At 65.0% G+C, this 18,468-nt stretch carries 16 protein-coding genes; 12 read left to right on the plus strand and 4 right to left on the minus strand.

Features of this window, described 5'->3' with window-relative positions:
* Positions 1-163 precede the first annotated feature (163 nt).
* The 6 genes from NLY44_RS24255 to NLY44_RS24280 all read left to right on the plus strand — a co-directional run bounded on the left by NLY44_RS24255 (position 164) and on the right by NLY44_RS24280 (position 6,534).
* A complete protein-coding gene (locus NLY44_RS24255) occupies positions 164-1,606 on the plus strand; it encodes a hypothetical protein (protein WP_023806241.1) in 1,443 nt (480 codons plus the stop codon).
* Between the two features lie 152 nt (positions 1,607-1,758).
* A complete protein-coding gene (locus tag NLY44_RS24260; protein ID WP_023806240.1) occupies positions 1,759-3,063 on the plus strand; it encodes an ABC transporter substrate-binding protein in 1,305 nt (434 codons plus the stop codon).
* A 159-nt stretch (positions 3,064-3,222) separates the two neighbouring features.
* Positions 3,223-4,104: a branched-chain amino acid ABC transporter permease gene (locus NLY44_RS24265; protein WP_023806239.1), complete on the plus strand. Its 882-nt coding sequence runs from the start codon at positions 3,223-3,225 to the stop codon at positions 4,102-4,104.
* Positions 4,101-5,063, plus strand: coding sequence for a branched-chain amino acid ABC transporter permease (locus NLY44_RS24270; RefSeq protein ID WP_023689192.1), 963 nt, complete (start codon positions 4,101-4,103; stop codon positions 5,061-5,063). The genes NLY44_RS24265 and NLY44_RS24270 overlap by 4 nt, the downstream gene beginning before the upstream one ends.
* Positions 5,060-5,785: an ABC transporter ATP-binding protein gene (locus tag NLY44_RS24275; protein WP_023689193.1), complete on the plus strand. Its 726-nt coding sequence runs from the start codon at positions 5,060-5,062 to the stop codon at positions 5,783-5,785. The genes NLY44_RS24270 and NLY44_RS24275 overlap by 4 nt, the downstream gene beginning before the upstream one ends.
* Positions 5,782-6,534, plus strand: coding sequence for an ABC transporter ATP-binding protein (locus NLY44_RS24280; protein WP_023806238.1), 753 nt, complete (start codon positions 5,782-5,784; stop codon positions 6,532-6,534). The genes NLY44_RS24275 and NLY44_RS24280 overlap by 4 nt, the downstream gene beginning before the upstream one ends.
* Positions 6,535-6,695: 161 nt before the next feature.
* On the opposite strand, the gene NLY44_RS24285 is transcribed toward NLY44_RS24280, so the two are convergent.
* Entirely contained in the window at positions 6,696-8,057 is a 1,362-nt protein-coding gene (locus NLY44_RS24285; RefSeq protein WP_050588558.1) for a sodium:proton antiporter, read from the minus strand.
* A gap of 85 nt (positions 8,058-8,142) precedes the next feature.
* Positions 8,143-8,757, minus strand: a complete 615-nt coding sequence (gene pncA, locus NLY44_RS24290) for a bifunctional nicotinamidase/pyrazinamidase (protein ID WP_023671289.1) — start codon at positions 8,755-8,757, stop codon at positions 8,143-8,145.
* A gap of 384 nt (positions 8,758-9,141) precedes the next feature.
* On the opposite strand from pncA, the gene NLY44_RS24295 reads away from it, so the two are divergent.
* From NLY44_RS24295 to NLY44_RS24320, 6 genes are read left to right on the plus strand one after another with little or no spacing between them, the layout of a single operon-like run.
* Complete coding sequence (locus NLY44_RS24295) at positions 9,142-10,005, plus strand: FAD binding domain-containing protein (RefSeq protein ID WP_023671290.1); 864 nt, start codon at positions 9,142-9,144, stop codon at positions 10,003-10,005.
* An 11-nt stretch (positions 10,006-10,016) separates the two neighbouring features.
* Entirely contained in the window at positions 10,017-12,980 is a 2,964-nt protein-coding gene (locus tag NLY44_RS24300; protein ID WP_031356168.1) for a molybdopterin-dependent oxidoreductase, read from the plus strand.
* Positions 12,977-14,518, plus strand: coding sequence for a hypothetical protein (locus tag NLY44_RS24305; protein ID WP_023806236.1), 1,542 nt, complete (start codon positions 12,977-12,979; stop codon positions 14,516-14,518). The genes NLY44_RS24300 and NLY44_RS24305 overlap by 4 nt, the downstream gene beginning before the upstream one ends.
* A complete protein-coding gene (locus NLY44_RS24310; protein ID WP_023729752.1) occupies positions 14,518-15,402 on the plus strand; it encodes a UPF0280 family protein in 885 nt (294 codons plus the stop codon). The genes NLY44_RS24305 and NLY44_RS24310 overlap by 1 nt, the downstream gene beginning before the upstream one ends.
* Positions 15,395-15,979 (plus strand): amino acid synthesis family protein, encoded by a 585-nt coding sequence (locus tag NLY44_RS24315; protein ID WP_023806235.1) that lies wholly within the window; start codon positions 15,395-15,397, stop codon positions 15,977-15,979. Before NLY44_RS24310 ends, NLY44_RS24315 begins: the two co-directional genes overlap by 8 nt.
* Positions 15,976-16,437, plus strand: a complete 462-nt coding sequence (locus tag NLY44_RS24320; RefSeq protein ID WP_023736893.1) for a MarR family winged helix-turn-helix transcriptional regulator — start codon at positions 15,976-15,978, stop codon at positions 16,435-16,437. Before NLY44_RS24315 ends, NLY44_RS24320 begins: the two co-directional genes overlap by 4 nt.
* Before the next feature lies 1 nt (position 16,438).
* On the opposite strand, the gene NLY44_RS24325 is transcribed toward NLY44_RS24320, so the two are convergent.
* Entirely contained in the window at positions 16,439-17,554 is a 1,116-nt protein-coding gene (locus tag NLY44_RS24325; protein WP_023806234.1) for an aminomethyl transferase family protein, read from the minus strand.
* A gap of 70 nt (positions 17,555-17,624) precedes the next feature.
* Complete coding sequence (locus NLY44_RS24330; RefSeq protein WP_023806233.1) at positions 17,625-18,395, minus strand: ABC transporter substrate-binding protein; 771 nt, start codon at positions 18,393-18,395, stop codon at positions 17,625-17,627.
* Positions 18,396-18,468 lie beyond the last annotated feature (73 nt).

Genomic DNA, 18,468 nt, shown 5'->3' on the forward strand with positions numbered 1-18,468 from the left:
TGAAAATCGCGATAGCGTGAGTTCCCGCCCACCCCCCTCTGTCCTGCCGGACATCTCCCCCGCAAGGGGGGAGATTGGCACCGTCGAGTACCGCGCCTCTTTCTTTACCCTTGAAAGTTGGCGAAAGCCCCGGCGACATCCAATCTCCCCCCTTGCGGGGGAGATGGCCGGCAGGCCAGAGGGGGGTGTGAAGGATCGCGTCAGGCTGACATATGTCGCCTGCTCCCCCACCCTCACACTCCTCCCCACCCCTGCCTTCGCCCACGCCTCCGACCGCGGCCACGTCCTCCTGCTTCCCACCGGCTACTACATCGCCGGCGGCGCGCTTGCCGTCGCGGTCAGCTTCCTCGTCCTCGCCCTGCTGCCACCCGCAACCCTCGACCGCTTCTGGCGCCGCCGCTTACAACTTTTCACCTTCAGCGACACCGCCCGCACAATCATCAGCCTCATCTCCTTTGCCGGCTTCGCAACGCTCATCGCCGCCGGCCTGTTCGGCAGCCGCGACCCGCTCTCCAATCCGCTGTCGCTAACCATCTGGACGCTGCTCTGGGTCGGCCTTGCCATCGCGCAAGGCCTGTTCGGCGATCTCTGGTCGTGGCTGAATCCATGGTATGGCCCGCGGCGGATCGAAAGCCGCCTGTTCAAGTTTCGTGGTCGTGAGGGACAGGAATCGCGTTTGCCTTCATGGCTCGGCTGCTGGCCGGCCGTTATCCTGTTCTTCGCCTTCGCCTGGTTCGAGCTGATCTACCCGGCGCCCGACGACCCGGCGCGGCTTGCCTATGTCGCCGGCCTCTACTGGTTGCTTACCTTCATCGCCATGCTCGCCTTCGGCTACCGCGATTGGAGCCGGCGCGGCGAATTCCTGACGGTGTTCTTCGCCATGGTGGCGCGCTTCGCCATCGTCGAGCGCGATGAACACGGGCGGCTCGCTCTCTGCTGGCCGGGCTCAATACTGCTCGGCGCGGCACCCCTGCCGGCAAGCGGCATCGCTTTCCTGCTGCTCAGCCTGTCATCGGTGTCCTTCGACGGCCTGTCGAAAACCTTCTTCTGGCTCGGCCTGTCCGGCATCAACCCGCTGGAATATCCCGGCCGCACCGCGCTCATCGGCATAAGCAGCTTCGGCCTCGTGCTGACCTTCGTCCTGCTCGCGGCGGCATTCCTGCTGGCCGTCATACTCGGCCAGCGCCTTGCCGGCAGCCGACATTCCCACGGCGAGGCCGCCGGGCTGCTGGTCTGGTCGATCGTACCGATCGCGCTCGCCTATCATGTCGCGCACTATCTGACGGCGCTGCTGGTCGACGGCCAGTATGCGATTGCCGCTTTGTCCGACCCGTTCGCGCTGGGATGGAACCTGTTCGGCGCCGCCGACATGCAGATCGAGGCCGGCATCGTCGCCGGGGCCCACTCCGCCTGGTGGCTGTGGAACCTGCAGGCCGGCATCATCATCGCCGGGCACATGCTGGCGGTGCTCGTTGCCCATGGACTGGCCTGGCGACTGCACCAGGTGCCATCGCGCGCCGCCCTCAGCCAGTTGCCGCTCACCATGCTGATGATTGCCTACACGATCTTCGGCCTGTGGTTGCTTGCCACGCCGACGGCCGGATGAGACAAGCTGATCCACATGCCTTTGCGGAAAGCCCGCTTGCAAGCTCTGTGCTTTGGTGATTTAGTTTGTACACATGCAATTTCTGCCCCTCCTGCAAGGGAGTGGCCTTGCCTCGTTACAGACAGTCAAAACTCAAAAACAGGGGAACTGCCGTGACTGACAAGAATGGGTTTTTCGATCTCTCCAAATCCACCCTTAGCCGCCGCACCGCGCTGAAAGGTCTCGCCGTCGGCGCCGGGCTGACGCTCGCGCCCGGCTTCGTCCGCTACAGCCAGGCGCAGAGTTCGGCGCCAATCAAGATCGGCTTCCAGTCGCACCGCACCGGCATCGGCGCCGCCTATGGCCGCTGGTATGAAAAGACCAGTGCCGCCGCGGTCAAGGCGATCAACGACGCCGGCGGCATCAATGGCCGACCTGTCGAACTGGTGATCGAGGATGACGGCACCGATCCCGGCCGTGGCGCCGAGGTGGTCGGCAAGTTCGCCACCCAGCACAAGACCGACATCGTCTTCGGCACGCTGTTCTCGCATGTGGTGATCGGCTCGGCGCCGGCCGCCGGCGAAAACAAGATCCCGTATTTCGTCGTCAGCGAAGGCCACCACGTCGCTTCGACCAAGCTCAACCGCTACGTCTTCCAGCCTGGCATCACCGATGTGAAGAGCCAGATCCAGTCGATGGCGCCGTGGATCGCGGCCAATGCCGGCAAGAAGGTGACGCAGATCTTCCCGGATTTCGCCTTCGGCTACGACCATCGCGACTACCTGCCGCCGGCGCTGAAGGCGCAAGGCGCCGAGGTCATCGCCCAGATCGCCATCCCGCCGACAGAGTCGTCTTTCACGAAATACTTCCCGCAGATACCCGCCGAGACCGAAGTCATCTACCACGTGATGGTCGGCCCGGCCGTGCTCACCTTCGTCAAGGAACTCGGCGAGTTCTACGGCTCCAACCGGCCGCAACTGTTCGGCTTCATCGATTCGCTCGAAGCCACCGACATCAACAGCCCCGGCCTCGAATTTTTGGACGGCAGCCATTTCTGGGAAGGTTCGCCGCGCTATGCGCAGGCCAATGACTCGGCCGCCCAGAAAGCCTACCGCGCCGCTGTCGGCATCGACGACAATGGGGCTGCCGTCGGCGACCCCAAGGACGTCTCCACCGCCGCCCACATGTTCGGCTGCTGGGAGACGCTCTATGTCGTCAAGAAGGCGATGGAAGATGCCGGCTACAAGGGCCCGGAAGACCGCGCCAAGCTGGTCGAGGCGACCGAGGCTCTGACCGAATTCGCCGAAGGCCCGGAGCATCCGCAAGGCCCGAAGACCTTCAACGGCAAAATCCACCAGTGTTTTGGCATCCAGAACATCTCCAAGGTCGAAGGCGGCAAGATGAAGGTCGTCCACAAGACCAAGATCGAGGACGGGCTTTACGAGGCCGAAGGGGATTATACGACGCAGGCGCTGTGAGGCGCCTTACCCTCCCCCTTGTGGGGAGGGTCGGCACGCAAGCTTCGCACTTTTGCGAAGCTTGCGAGACGGGGTGGGGGTCGCGACGGCCCGTGCCCAACCCCCACCCGACCGCTGCGCGGTCACCCTCTCCACAAGGGGAGGGTAAGGGCGCCCTGAATGCATTTCGGACCCCATCTCCTCCTCGCCGCCCTCGAAGGCCTTGTCACCTCAGCCGTGTTGGCGCTGACGGCGCTTGGGCTGTCGCTGGTGTTCGGCGTCATGCGCGTCGTCAACGTCGCCCATGGCGAGTTCTTCATGCTGGGCGCGGTGCTGGCCTGGGCGATCTCGACGGCGATACCCGGCCATCCCACGCTCGGCTTCCTGGCGGCGCTGGTGATTGCGCCGCTGATTGTCGGCGCCATTGCGCTGGTAGCCGAGCGGCTTGTGCTGCGCCGGCTCAATTACAATCCGGAAGCCACCATCGTCGCCACGATCGGCATGCTCTACATCATCCAGCAGCTGGCGTTGAGCTTCTATGGCCCGGAAGCGCGCCCGGTGGAGCCGCCCTTCAGCTACCGCATCCTGCTGCCCTGGTTCGGCTATTCCGGCTACAAGCTGTCGATCATCGCCGCCTCCGCGCTTCTGCTCATCGCCACATGGCTGGTGCTAACGCGCACCAAGATCGGCCTCATCATGCGCGCCACCCAATATGACAGCGAAACGGCGCAGGCCTTCGGCATTCCGGTCGACCGCGTCTATGCCGGCGTCTTCGCGCTCGGCGCCATGCTGGCGGCCATCGCCGCCGTGCTGATCGTGCCGATCAGTCAGGCGCACTACCTGATGGGGCAGGACCCGCTGCTGTTGTCCTTCATCGTCGTCATCATCGGCGGCCTCGGCTCGCTGCGCGGCACCGTCGTCGCCGCCGTGCTGATCGGCCTGTCCGACGGCATCATCTCGGTGTTCTTTTCGCCGACTTTGGCCAAGATCATCGCCACGCTGCTGGTGGCCATGGTGCTGGTATTCCGGCCGCAGGGCCTGTTCGGGCAGGCGTCGCGATGAGCGAAGCTTCGCCGGCAAAAGCCTATGCATTGCATCTCGGCGTCATCGCGCTACTGTTTGCGCTGAGCTTCGTCCTGCCCGACTACCATCATGGCCTGCTGGCCCGAATCATGGTGCTGGCGGTGTTCGCCATGGGCTACAACATGCTGTTCGGCTATGTCGGCCTGCTCAGCCTCGGCCACGCCATGTTCTTCGCCGCCGGGCTCTATGGCGCTGGTCTCGCGGTCATCCATCTCGGCTGGAGCGTGCCTTTGGCTTTCCTCGCCGGCATCGCCTGCGGCGCGCTGCTGGCACTGGTGATCGGCCTGCTGGCGCTGCGCACCACCGGCGTCGCCTTCATGATCGTCACCATGATGTTCGCGCAGGTGTTTTACCTCGTCATCCTCTATTTCGCCGCCTGGACCGGCGGCGACCAGGGTCTGGTCGTGCCGCAGCCGGCGCGGGTTCTGGCCTTCGGCGCGACATCGCTCGACCTAACCAACCCGACCGTGCGCTACATGAGCGCGCTGGCGCTGTTCTCGGTCGTGCTGCTGATCACCCTCGCCATCGTCCGCTCCCGCTATGGCCGCGTGCTGGTCGCGGTGCGCGAGAACGAGGAGCGCACGAAAATGCTGGGCTACGACACCTTCTCCAACAAGCTGATCGCCGTCGTCGTCTCCGGCACCATCTGCGCCGCCTCGGGTGCGGCCTATGCGCTGCTGTTCGGCTATGTCGGCTCGAGCTTTGCCTCGGTGCAGTATTCCATCCTGCCGCTGCTCTGGGTGCTGCTCGGCGGCGCCGCCACGACGCTGGGCGCGCTGCTCGGCACGGTGTTCATGTACTATGTCATCGACACCGCCAGCGGCTACACCTCCGCCTATCTCCTGATCGTCGGTATTGCGCTCATCCTGCTGGTGCTGTTTTTCCCCAAAGGCATTCTGGGCACCATCCGCCAGCGCTGGCTCGGGTGGCTCCCATGATGCCGTTGCTGACCACCAAAGGCCTGGCGCGCAGTTTCGGCGGCCTGCGCGCCGTCGACGGAGTCGATTTTCAGCTGATGCCGGGCGAGATCCGCGCCGTCATCGGCCCCAATGGCGCCGGCAAAACCACCTTCGTCAGCCTGGTCAGCGGCCGCATTCAGCCATCGTCCGGCATGATCGTCTTCGACGGCGCCGACATCACCAGCCAGCCGGCCTATCTCAGGGTGCGCCGGGGCATTGCCTACACCTTCCAGATCACCAGCGTCTTCGCCAACCTCTCTGCCTACGATAATGTCGCGTTGCCGGTGCAGCGCACGCTGACCGATGGCCGCTCGAAAGGTGCGGTGCGCACCGGCGTCATGGCCGCGCTGGAACGCACCGGACTTGCCGGCCGCGCCCATATGCCGGCCGGCCAGCTTTCCTACGGCCACCAGCGCCTGCTGGAAGTCGCGATGGGCCTGGCGCTTAAGCCGCGGCTTTTGATCCTCGACGAGCCGACGCAGGGGCTGGCCGACAGCGAGATCGACAATTTCATCGGACTGGTGCGCGAGATTGCCAAGAGCGCCACCGTGCTCCTGATCGAGCACAACATGCCGGTCGTCATGCAGCTGGCGGACCGCATCACCGTCTTCAACGCCGGCAAGATCCTGGCCGAAGGCACGCCCGAACAGGTTCGCGCCAACACACAGGTGCAGGAAGCCTATCTGGGGACGGCGCCATGAGCGAAGCCCACAAGACTGAGGCCCACGAGACTGAGGCCCACGAGACTGAAGCGCTGACCATCTCCAGGCTCGACTGCTTCTATGGCGAGGTTCAGGTGCTTTACGAGCTTGATCTCGTGCTCAACAAGGGCGAGGTGCTGTGCCTGTTCGGTCGCAACGGCGCCGGCAAGACGACGGCGCTGAAAGCAATCATGGGGCTGGTTCGCTCGAGCGCCGGTTCGATCCGGCTCGCCGGCAAGGAGTTGACCGGCCTGCCGGCGCATGAGGTGCCCAAGGCCGGCGTCGCCTATGTACCGCAAGGCAGGCGGCTGTTCGCCGAGATGACGGTGGCGGAAAACATCGAGATCGGACTGATGGCGCGCGGCAACGGAAGAGCGACGCGCGAGAGCGTGCTCGACCTCTTCCCGTTGCTGCGCCAGCGGCTGCGGCAGCGCTCCGGCACTTTGTCCGGTGGCGAACAGCAGATGTTGGCCATGGCCCGCGCCCTTTGTCTGGAGCCGCAGGTGCTGTTGCTAGACGAGCCGACGGAGGGGCTGATGCCGTCGATGATCGCCAAGATCCGCGAGACGGTGGTGAAGCTGCGTGAGCTAGGTGTCTCCACCATTCTGGTCGAACAGCGCGTCGACGCCGTGCTGTCCGTCGCCGACCGCGTCTGCTTCATCGAGAACGGCCGCAACCGCGAGACGGTGGATGTCGAACAGCTTCGCGCCGATCCGTCGGCGGTGCGCCGATATGTAGGGGTGGGATAGACTTTACCCTCCCCCTTGTGGGGGTCCGAAGGACGGGCGAGACCCGTGGCTCGCCCCGGCAAGTGGCTGCGAAGCAGCCGGGTGGGGGCGGCGCCGACCCCCACCCGGACCTTCGGTCCGACCTCCCCACAAGGGGAGGTAAGGGCCTAGCGCCCTTTGCATCAGAACAAAAAACCCGCAATCACAAAGATCGGCATCAGCACCAGGCCCGACCACGCCATGTAGCCGAAGAAACCCGGCATTTTCACGCCGCGATGCCGGGCTATGGCGTAGACCATAAAGTTGGGTGCATTGCCGATATAGGTGTTGGCGCCCATGAACACCGCGCCGGCCGAGATCGCGGCCAGCGTCGAGGCCGCCTCCGTCATCAGGTGCCGCGCGTCGCCGCCTGCGAGTTCGAAAAACACCAGATAGGTCGGCGCATTGTCGAGGAAGGACGACAGCCCGCCGGTCAGCCAGAAATAGGCGAGATCATTGGGCTGGCCGGTGGGTGACGTCACCAGCGCCACCAGCGGCGCCAGCGCGCCGTCATGGCCGGCGCGAAGGATGGCAATGACCGGCACGATGCAGATGAAGATGCCAGCAAACAGTTTCGCCACCTCCGCGATCGGGCCCCAGGTGAAGCCGTTGGCCTCGCGATGGCTCTTGAGTGACACGACAAGCGACAGTCCGGCGAGCCCCAGGATGATGGCGTCGCGCGCCAGGTTCTGCAGTTCGAGGCTCACGCCCAGCACTGAAAAGCTCACGCCCGGCTTCCACGCTGCCGACAGCAGGATCGCGGCAATGACGCCGGCCAGCAGCGGCAGATTGGCCAGGCCGCGAAGGCGCACCTTCGTATCCGGCGTCGGATCCTTGATCTTCGGCGCGCCGCCTTCACGGCGATGCAGCATGATGTCGATGGCCAGGAAGACAAGCAGCACCAGGCCGCCGGTAAACAGCGTCTCGCGCCAGAGGTTCGCCGACGTCCAGAAGAAGTCGACGCCGCGCAGGAACCCGACGAACAATGGCGGGTCGCCCAAGGGCGTCAACGAGCCGCCGATGTTGGACACCAGGAAGATGAAGAAGATGACGACATGGGCGTTGAACTGCCGGTTGTCGTTGGCGCGCAGCATCGGCCGGATCAGGATCATCGAGGCGCCGGTGGTGCCGATCACCGAGGCCAGCATCGCCCCGACGAGCAGCAGCCCGGCATTGACCAGCGGCGTGCCATGGATGTTGCCGGCGACAAGGATGCCGCCCGAAATGGTGTAGAGCGCGAACAGCAGGATAATGAAGGACATGTATTCGGTGAGCAGCGTGTGCAGCACGGCTTCACCGGCTACCGGAACGCCGAATGCAACCATCAGCGGGATGACCGCCAGCGCTGCCCAGCCGGCGGCGATCTTGCCGTAATGATGCTCCCAGACATGGTGGAACAGCAGCGGTCCGGTGGCGATCGAGAGCAGCAGGCCGGCGAAAGGCAGCGCCCACCACAGCGACATGGCAGCATCGGGCAGGCCGCGGGCCTCGGCCGCGAAGGCCATTTGCGGAGACACAGCGGAAGCGAGTACACCTGCCGCGAAAGCCTTCCCCAACTGTGTGCAGCCCCCTCGATGCGTCACGATCCAGTCACTCCGAGATCGGGTCTTCGAGCTTCACCCCGGCATCGCGCATCCGCTTCAGCATCGCCTCGACCGAACCGTTGAGATCGATGCCGCGGCAGGCGTCGAGCCGCACCGTCGTCGTGAAGCCTTGCTTGACCGCGTCGAGGGCCGAGAAGGCGACGCAGAAGTCGGTCGCCAGACCAACCAGGGTCACGGTGCCGATGCCGCGCTCCTTGAGGTAGCCGGCGAGCCCGGTCGGCGTCTTGTGGTCGTTCTCGAAGAAGGCGGAGTAGCTGTCGATATCGAGGCGGAACCCCTTGCGGATCACCAACTCGGCCTTGGTCCAGGCGAGCCCCGAGTGAAAGTCCGAGCCGAGGCTGCCCTGGATGCAATGGTCGGGCCACAGCGTCTGCGGCCCATAGGGCATCTCGATGGCGCTGAAGGGCTGGGCACCCGGATGGCTGGAGGCAAAGCTCGAATGTCCGGCCGGGTGCCAGTCCTGCGTCAGCACGACATGCTCGGCGTGCCGAATCATATCGTTGACCAGCGGCACGATCTCGTCGCCGCCGGCAACCGCCAGCGCGCCGCCGGGGCAGAAGTCGTTTTGCAGGTCGATGACAACAAGCGCTTCGTCGGCCATGGCGCCTCTCCTCTTCTACGTCTCGAACGGGGGATCGAGTGAAATACGCCGCTGATGCGACCGGATGCAGAAACTTGACCGGATGGCCGCCTGCGTCAACCTCCTACAGCGCCGCGCGTCCCCTTCGGACGCGCAAAGGACGCTGTAGCACTTTACTTTGCGCAGGATCCTTTCCGAAAATCGATTCCGATTTTTGGGGATCGTGCGCGGACGTAACAAATGCGTGGCGGCCGGGTTCCCTTAAACTCCGGCTTTGACAATTTCCGCCAGCTTGATATCATTTGCATACGAATGAATTTGGCCTGGTCAGACACTGGCGGGGTTGGGGAAGACCCCACCCTTGAAGGCCCCAATGGGAAGGCCGATTTTTTTGGAAGGCAAAGCGTGATCCGTTACGCGAAACCCACCACGCTCGACGAGGCGCTCGCTCTGCTGGGCGAGGGCGCCTGGCGCGTGCTTGCCGGCGGCACCGATTTCTATCCGGCGCAGGGCGCCAAACCGTTCCGCGAGAATGTTCTCGATATTAACGGCCTGCACTCGCTGCGCGGCATTGCCGAGACCGAAACACATTGGGTTTTGGGCGCCCGCACCACATGGACCGACCTTATCCGCCATCCATTGCCGGCGGCTTTCGATGCGCTGAAGCAGGCCGCGCGCGAAGTGGGCTCCCTGCAGATCCAGAATGTCGCCTCGATCGCCGGCAATCTCTGCAATGCTTCGCCTGCCGCCGATGGCGTTCCGGGACTGCTGGTGCTGGACGCCGAGGTCGAGCTGCGCTCTGCAGCCGCGACGCGTTATCTGCCGCTGCAGGAGTTCATTCTCGGCAACCGCCGCACCGCGCTGCTACCGGGCGAGCTGGTTACCGCCATCCGGGTGCCGAAGCCCAGGGCCACCGGCACGTCGGCCTTCGTCAAGCTCGGTGCGCGGCGCTACCTCGTCATCTCCATCGCCATGGTGGCGGCGCGCCTCGTTGCCGAGGATGGCATGGTCATGGAAGCCGCTGTCGCGGTCGGGTCCTGCTCGGCCGTGGCCAAGCGGCTCGCCGCTGTCGAAGCCGTGCTGGTGGGCAAGCCTGTCGGCCCGGCACTCGCCGATGCGCTCCTGTCCGCGCCGATGGCCGAGCTCTCGCCGATTGCCGACGTGCGCGGCAGCGCCGAATACCGGCTCGACGCAGCGCGCGAGCTTGTCGCTCGCGCCGTGCTGGGGGCCTGCGGGCTGACGAACGACAACAGCATGGTGGCGGCATGAGCCACTCCGAGATGATTGAAGCCCTGCCCGACCTCGTGCCGGGCCTCGGCATCGAGCGCGCCGAGATCGCCTTCGCCGTCAATGGCGCCGCCGTCTCGGTCAATGTGCCGCCGCTGCGCCGGCTGTCGCAGGTTTTGCGCGACGAATTGCAGCTGACGGGCACCAAGGTTGGCTGCGATGCCGGCGATTGCGGCGCCTGCACAGTGCTGGTCGACGGCGACGCCGTCTGCGCCTGCCTGATGCCGGCGGCCTCCGCAGCCGGGACGTCCGTAACGACCGTCGAAGGCCTCGCCGATCGCCGGCTGTCGGCGCTGCAGGCGTCCTTCCTGGCACATGGCGCCGCGCAATGCGGCATCTGCACGCCGGCGCTGCTGGTCGCGGCAACGGCGCTGCTGGATGGCACGCCGAATCCGACCGAGACCGAGGTGCAGGATGCGCTGGGCGGCATCCTCTGCCGTTGCACCGGCTACAGAAAGATCATCGCGGCAGTGATGGATGCGGGACGGTTCGAGACGTCGACCGACGGCGCTGCCCCTCATCCGCCTGCCGGCACCCTCACCCCGTATAGTGACGGGGAGAAGGGAAGTGCTCCAGCGCCGACGCTCCCCGCTCCCCGTTCTTCACGGGGAGAGGGTAAGGGTGAGGGGCAGCGCCAACGTCATTCGTTGGAATTCAACTTTGAACGTAGAAGGCCAACCACAGGGAATGCTGTAGGCGCCTCCCCGGTCCGGCTCGACGGCGTGCCAAAAGTCACCGGCGCTGAAAAATTCGGCGCCGATGCGTTTCCCGCCGATGCGCTGGCCGTGCTGGTGGTCCGCTCGCCGCATTATCATGCCGGCTTCGCCTTCGGCGACCTGGAGGGCTGGGTGAAGTCGCATCCCGGCATCGTCGGCGTCTTCACCGCCGCCGACATTCCGGGAAAAAACTGTTTCGGCGTCATCGGTCCGTTTGCCGACCAGCCGGCGCTGGCCGAAGGCTTTGCGCGGCTGCGCGGCGAGGCAGTGGCGCTGGTCGCCGGCGAGCGCGAGGCCATGCTCGATCTCGACCTCCAGGATTTCCCGGTCCGCTGGACCGAGCTGCCGCATTTTCTGCAGCCCGGCGACGCGCAGGCAGAAGGGGCGGCGCTCATCCACGCGAACCGCCCGGCCAATTTGTTGACCAAGGGCTTCGTAGAGCGCGGCGACCCCGAGGCGGCGCTTGGCGAGGCTGCCTTCACAGTGTCCGGTGCCATCGACACCTCCTATGTCGAGCACGCCTACATCGAGCCGGAAGCCGGCCATGCCTACATGGACGGCGACACGCTGGTCGTCGTCGCCTGCACCCAGGCCCCCTACATGGACCGCGACGAAACGGCGAAGGTGCTCGGTCTTGCCGTCGACAAGGTGCGCATCGTGCCGACCGCGACCGGCGGCGGCTTCGGCTCGAAACTGGACGTTTCACTGCAGCCGCTCATCGGCCTTGTGGCGCTGAAGACCGGCCGGCCGGCAGCACTGGCCTACACCCGCAATGAATCCATGATGTCGACCACCAAGCGACATCCCGCCGAGATGAAGGCGACCATCGGCGTAGATGCCGAGGGCCATGTCACCGGCATGGTCTTCACAGGCGATTTCAACACCGGCGCCTATGCCAGCTGGGGCCCGACCGTCGCCAACCGCGTGCCGGTGCATGCCTCCGGTCCCTATGCGACGCCGAACTACCGCGCCGAAGGCCGCGCCATCCACACCCACGGGCCGATTTCCGGCGCCTTCCGTGGCTTCGGCGTGCCGCAGGCGACGATCATGCAGGAGACGCTTTACGATGAGCTTGCGGGCAAGCTTGGCATGGACCGGCTCGATTTTCGGCTGAAGAACTGCCTTCGGAACGGATCCGAAACGGTTACCGGACAGCGACTGGAGTCGGGCGTCGGCATTTTCCAGTGCCTCGACTCCTTGCGACCGCATTGGGCTCGCGCGAAGGCCGACGCAGATACATTCAACAATGCCAATACGAGCAAAAAGCGCGGCGTCGGCATCGCGTCCTGCTGGTATGGCTGCGGCAACACCTCGCTGCCCAATCCGTCGACCATCCGGGTCGGTATCTCGCCAGAGGGGGAGGTCATCCTGCATCAGGGCGCCGTCGATATCGGCCAGGGCTCCAACACCGTCATTGCCCAGATCTGCGCCGACGCACTTGGCCTGCCGCTGGAAAAATTCAAGCTGAGAAGCGCCGACACCGCGATCAGCCCGGACGCCGGCAAAACATCGGCCTCGCGCCAGACTTTTGTCACCGGCAAGGCGGCCGAAAAAGCCGGCCGCGCCTTGCGCGAAAAGATCCTGCGCTTTGCCAATGTCTCGGAGAACGCGACCCTGCAATTGGACGGCCCGGCGATCGTCATTCGTGAGGGCGAAGCCACTCGGCGTATCGATCTCGCCGCGCTCGATGTCGATGCGGACAGTTTCGTCTTTCGCGCCGAGGAGACCTACGATCCGCCGACGCTGCCGCTCGATGCCAAGGGCCAGGGCAAGCCTTACGCCGTCTACGGCTATGGCGCGCAGATCGCCGAACTCGAGGTCGACCTCAAGCTCGGCACGGTGAAGCTCTTGAAAATCACCGCCGCGCACGATGTCGGCAAGGCTATCAACCCGCTGCTGGTCGAAGGCCAGATCGAAGGCGGCATCGCGCAAGGCATCGGCATGGCGCTGATGGAGGAATACATCCCCGGTCGCACCGAGAATTTGCACGACTATCTCATCCCGACCATCGGCGATGTGCCTGAGATCGAGCACATATTGATCGAGGTTCCCGATCCGGAGGGACCGTTCGGCGCCAAGGGCCTGGGCGAGCATGTGCTGATCCCGACCGCACCCGCCATCCTCAACGCCATACGCCACGCCACCGGCGTTCTCATCACCAAGGTTCCGGCGACGCCGACGCGCATCCGCGCCGCCATCCGCGAACAAGATGGCATCCGCGACAAGGAGGCACGCCGATGAGCGAGCTTGCCGAACGCTTCGAAACCCACGATCCGGGCGAAAAGCTGGTGGCGGAAAAGATCCGCTGCGATGCCTGTCCGGTGATGTGCTACATCGCCGATGGCCGCACCGGCGCCTGCGACCGCTACGGCAATGTCGGTGGCCGCATCGTGCGTATGGACCCGCTGACCATCCTCGACCATGCGGCAGAGAGTGGCGCCGCGGTCGTGCCCTTCACCGCCGAGGGCGAGCAATGGGACGGCGAACTGGTCAACACCGGCCGCCGCTTCGTCACTGCGATCGGCGCCGGCACCACCTATCCCGACTACAAGCCGGCCCCCTTCATCGTCAGCCAGGAGGTCGAGGGCGTCGATCTGGTGACCGTGGTCACCGAAGGCATTTTTTCGTACTGCGGCGTCAAGGTGAAGATCGACACCGACCGCCATCTCGGTCCCGAAACGGCAATCGTGCGCGCGCAAGGCGAGCCGATCGGCCACGTCACGACAGGCGAGTATGGCTCGCAGATGCTGTCGCTGGGCGGCGTGCATCATCTGACCGGCGGCTCCAAGGCCGAAGGCCGGGCAACCTGTGACGCGATGCTCAGTCTGTGCAATCGCAAGCCGGTCGAACTGGCCATCGATGGCGGCGCCACCATCATCGTCGAAGCCGGCAAACCACCTGTCATCGACGGCAAGCAGGAACACCGTATGCGGGTCGGCTGCGGCTCGGCCACGATCGGCATGTTCGCCACGCAATGGCGCGGCCTAGTCGACGAGGTGGTGGTGGTCGACGACCATATCACCGGCGTTGTCTCCGAGCATCAGGCCGGCAAGGTGCTGGGCTGGCAGGACACCGGCATCAAGATCATCGGCCGCCGCTCGACGCCGGGCCGCTATTTCAAGGTCTCCGAGCCCGGCCTTGGCTGGGGCGGCACCTCGATTTCCGACCCGCTGTCGATCCTCGGCGGATGGAACGCCAAGAAGGGCGCCCGCCCCGGCCTGTCGCTGCTGATGGTGTCGACCACCGGCGAGCAGTTCGCCTATTACGAACTCGACGACGAGTTGAAGCCGGTTGAAAAACCGTTCCCCGAGCGGCTGCAGAAATCGGTCGGCCTGATCGAGGACAATTGCGAGCCGGCGCTCTGCACCGTGCTGTTCATCGGCGGCGCCGGCGGTTCGCTGCGCGCCGGCGTCACCGAAAACCCGGTCAATCTCACCCGCTCGGTGCAGGGCTTGAAGACCTATGTTACCGTTGGCGGCGCGCCGGTCTATGTCTGGCCGGGCGGCGGCATCACGCTGATGGTCGACGTCATGCGCGTGCCGGAAGGCGCGTTCGGTTATGTCCCGACCCCGGCACTGGTGGCGCCGATCGAATTCACGCTGCGTCGCGACGACTATGTCCGGCTGGGCGGCTACGAGGCCGAGATACGAAGCGTCGGGGATATCGTTGCCAAAGGCGGCGAGTATCTCAACCCGCGTCGCGGCTCAGCCGCCGAGGCTCAAAACCCATGGCCGCCGCTCGCGCAATTGCGCCGCGTCGGCTCGAACGGGGCCACCTGATGCAAGGCCCGCAAGTCCACTGGCTGCAGGACGGTAAGCGGCTGCACCTCAACCACGGGCCGATCGACCTGATCGTCGAAGCCTTTGGTGAGGCGGCTGAGTGTCGTGCCGCCTACGATCAGGCGATCGAGCGCTTCCAGACGATCCTGATCGAGTTGGTCGAGGAGCTTCCCGAATTGCGGCTGCCGGCATTTTTCCTGGCGCCGCGCACCTTCGCCGGCCCGACGGCGCGGCGCATGGAAGCAGCCGTCATGCCCTTGGCGGAATGCTTCATCACGCCGATGGCCGCCGTCGCCGGATCGGTAGCCGACGAAATGCTCTCGGCATTGCTTGCCGGTCGCAAGCTCGACCGGGCCTATGTCAACAATGGCGGCGACAGCGCCCTCCATATCGGCAAGGGCCAGTCGATGAACCTGGCGATCGCCGGCACCGGCAACGGCATGGCCGACCGCCTCACCATTCGCTCGGCGGACGGCGTGCGCGGCGTCGCCACCAGCGGCTGGCGCGGCCGTTCGTTCTCGCTTGGCATTGCCGACGCCGTCACCGTGCTGGCGCACACCGGCGCCGAGGCCGATGCGGCCGCGACACTCATTGCCAACGCCGTCGACCTGCCCGGCAATCCCGCCATCAAGCGCATTCCCGCGCAGGACTTGGCGCCCGACAGCGATCTCGGCGCGCGGCTGGTGACACAAGCCGTCGGCATGCTCGCGCGTGGCGATGTGGAGCGGGCGCTGGACAATGGCCTTGCCGTCGCCGAAGATTTTCGCCGGCGCGGCCTGATTGCCGCATCGGCGCTGTTTCTAGGTGGGGAAGCCCGCATCAGTGGTTCCATGGCGCTTGCCGCGCCCAACAAAAATCCAGGGAAGGAAGTTGCCCATGCCTGAGTTTCCGATCCGCAAGATTGCGGTTCTGACCGAAGAGATTTTTCACGATGGCGGCCCGGTCGCAGCTGCGCCGCGCCGCCGCGCGGCGGCCGTGGCGCTGGTGAAGAACCCGTTCGCCGGCCGCTACGTCGAAGAACTGCAGAGCGCCATGGACGATCTGAAGCCGCTTGGCCTGCTGCTCACCGACAAGCTCATTGCCGCATTGGGCGGCGACATCAAGCAGATCGACGCCTACGGCAAGGGCACCATTGTCGGCTCGTCGGGGGAGCTGGAGCACGGCGCGCTGTGGCATGTGCCCGGCGGTTACGCCATGCGCGAGCGGCTGGGCGACGCCAAGGCGATCGTGCCGTCGGCAACCAAGGTCGGCGCCTTCGGCTCGCGGCTCGACGTGCCGCTCGGCCACACCAACGCCGCCTATGTGCGTAGCCATTTCGACGCCATGGAGGTCGGTCTCAGCGACGGGCCGCGCGCCGACGAAATCCTGTTCTGCCTCGCCATGAGCTGCGGCCCCCGCGTGCACGACCGCATGGGCGGCCTGGCGGTCGGCGACATCAAGGCCTGGGACGGCTTGCGATGAGCGGCGGGGACAATCTTCTCAAGCTCGTCGAGGCCGAAGAGCCCGACGAACATGACTACCGCCTGCAGGAGCAGGTCGGCTTCATCCTGCGCAAGGCGCATCAGCGCCATGTCTCGATCTTTGCCGCCCAGATCAGCGACCTGACGCCGCCGCAATTCGCTGCACTTGCCAAGCTGCACGATGTCGGCGAGACCTCGCAGAACCAGTTGGGCACGCTGATCGCCATGGATGCGGCGACGGTCAAGGGCGTCATCGACCGGCTGAAGGCGCGTGGCCTGGTCGATCTGACCAAACACGAGGTCGACAAGAGGCGGCTGCTGGTCAACCTCACGCCAGAGGGACGCGAGGCGATCGAACGGCTGATCCCGTTGGCCCGCGCCATCACCCAGGAGACACTGGCGCCGCTGACGGTCAAGGAAGCGGCCACGTTTATGCGGCTGCTAGCGAAGTTAGCCTGATTTAGGCCCGCAGCCGAGCGCCTTCAGGATCGAAGAATGGCATCGGCGCCACCACCGCCCGTGTCGGCTTGCCGTCGATGTCGATGCTGAGCTCGGTTCCGATGGCGGTGAACGGCAGCCGCAAATGCGCCGTCGCCAGAACTTTGCCTAAGGAATAGCCGTGATCGCTGTAGGTGACGACGCCGGCATCCTCGCCGTCGGCGAAAACCCTGGCATCCGTCGCGGCCGGCTTGTCACCGTCGAGAGTCAGCCCGGTCCAGCGTTCGTCGAGCCCCTTGCCGCGAATTGTGAGCAATGCCTCGCGGCCGATGAACTCGCCCTTGTCGAACTTGATCCAGCGATCGAGCCCGACATGGAAGGGCGTACGGCTCTCGTCCATGTCGATGCCATGCGCCGGATAGGCCTTTTCCAGCCCGAGCGTGAACATGGCCAGCACGCCGTATGGCTTCAGGCCGAAATCGCTACCGGTCCGCATCAGCGCGTCCCAGACGGAAGTGGCCTCGTCCGCCGGCACGAACAGTTCGAAGCCGAGCTCGCCGGTCACCCCGGTGCGTGAGATCAGGACTTTGGTCTCGCCGACGCGCCCTGAAGTGAACGCCCAGCGTTTCAACTCATCGAGATCGGCATCCGAAACCAGTGCTTTCAGCAGCTCGCGTGAACGCGGCCCCTGTATCGTCGGAAAGGCGACGGCCGCCGTGATGTCGGTGACATAGGCCTTTCGCGCTTCAGCATGATGTTGCAGCCAGGGCAGCATCTTCAGCCGGTTGACCGAGCCGGTCACCAGCATGAAATGCTCAGGCGCCAGCCGGAACACGGTGAGGTCGTCCATGATGCCGCCATCGTCGCGGCAGACGGTGGAATAGCGCACCTGGCCGGGGCTCATCGCGGCCGCATCGTTGACGATGATGTGGTTGACCAGCGCCTCGGCTTCCGCCCCCTTGATGTCCATCTTGCCCATGGTGCTGAGATCCTGCACGCCGACATTCTTGCGCGTGTTCAGATGCTCGTCGGCGATGCCGGAATAAGTTTTGGCCGAGACGAAGTCGCCGCCGACCCGGCCCATCGTGGCGCCGAGGCCAACGATGCTGGTGTAGAAAGGGGAGCGCCGCTCAACCAAGAAACTTCTCCGTCATCTCATGAAAACGGCAGCGCCTGATGGCGCTGCCGAGGTAGGAGCGGTGAAGGGGTTAACTTCCGTAGACGTCGAACGAGAAGTATTTGTCGTTGATTTCCTTGTACTTGCCGCTGGCACGCAGGGCGTCGATGGCGGCATTGAACTTGTCGGCCAGTTCCTTGTTGCCCTTTTGCAGGGCGATGCCGACGCCGGGGCCGTGAATGGCCGGATCGGCGGTCAGCGTGCCGAGCAATTTGCAGCAGGCGCCATCGGGCTTCTTCAGCCATTCGGTCAGGATGATCGAGCCGTCCATCATCGCGTCGAGCCGGCCATTGGCCATGTCGGTTCGGGCGTCGTCGCCCGTCGGATAGGCTTTCACGGTCGAGCCGGAGTATTTCTGCTCGGCGAAATTCTGGTGGATGGTTGCGCTCTGCACGCCCAGCACCTTGCCCTTCAGATCGTCCGGCGATGTGCCGGCGATGGTCGAATCCTTCGGCACGGCGATGGCCGGCGGCGTCTGGTAATATTTGTGGGTGAACTCGACCTTCTCGGCCCGTTCCGGCGTGATGGTGATGTTGATGATGGCGTCGAACTTGCCGGCCTGCAGCGCCGGAATGGAACCATCGAAATCCTGTACGGAGAATTCGCACTCGGCCTTCATCTCGGCACACAGCGCCTTGCCGAGGTCGATGTCGAAGCCGCCCAGCGTGCCGTCCGAATTGGCATAGTTGAAGGGCGGATAGGCGCCCTCGGTCCCGATCCTGAGTTTCTCGGCGGAGGCAGCACCGGTCCCAAGCAGCAGGGCGGCGGAAGCGGCAAGCACGAAACGACCGAAAAGACGCATGTTCCTGATCTCCGTTGACTAAGCAATTCCAGGGAAGGTGTTGGCGGTTTCCCGTCCGGAATTGCGCGAAAAC

It is taken from the genome of Mesorhizobium sp. C089B (assembly GCF_030323125.1).
Classification (GTDB): domain Bacteria; phylum Pseudomonadota; class Alphaproteobacteria; order Rhizobiales; family Rhizobiaceae; genus Mesorhizobium.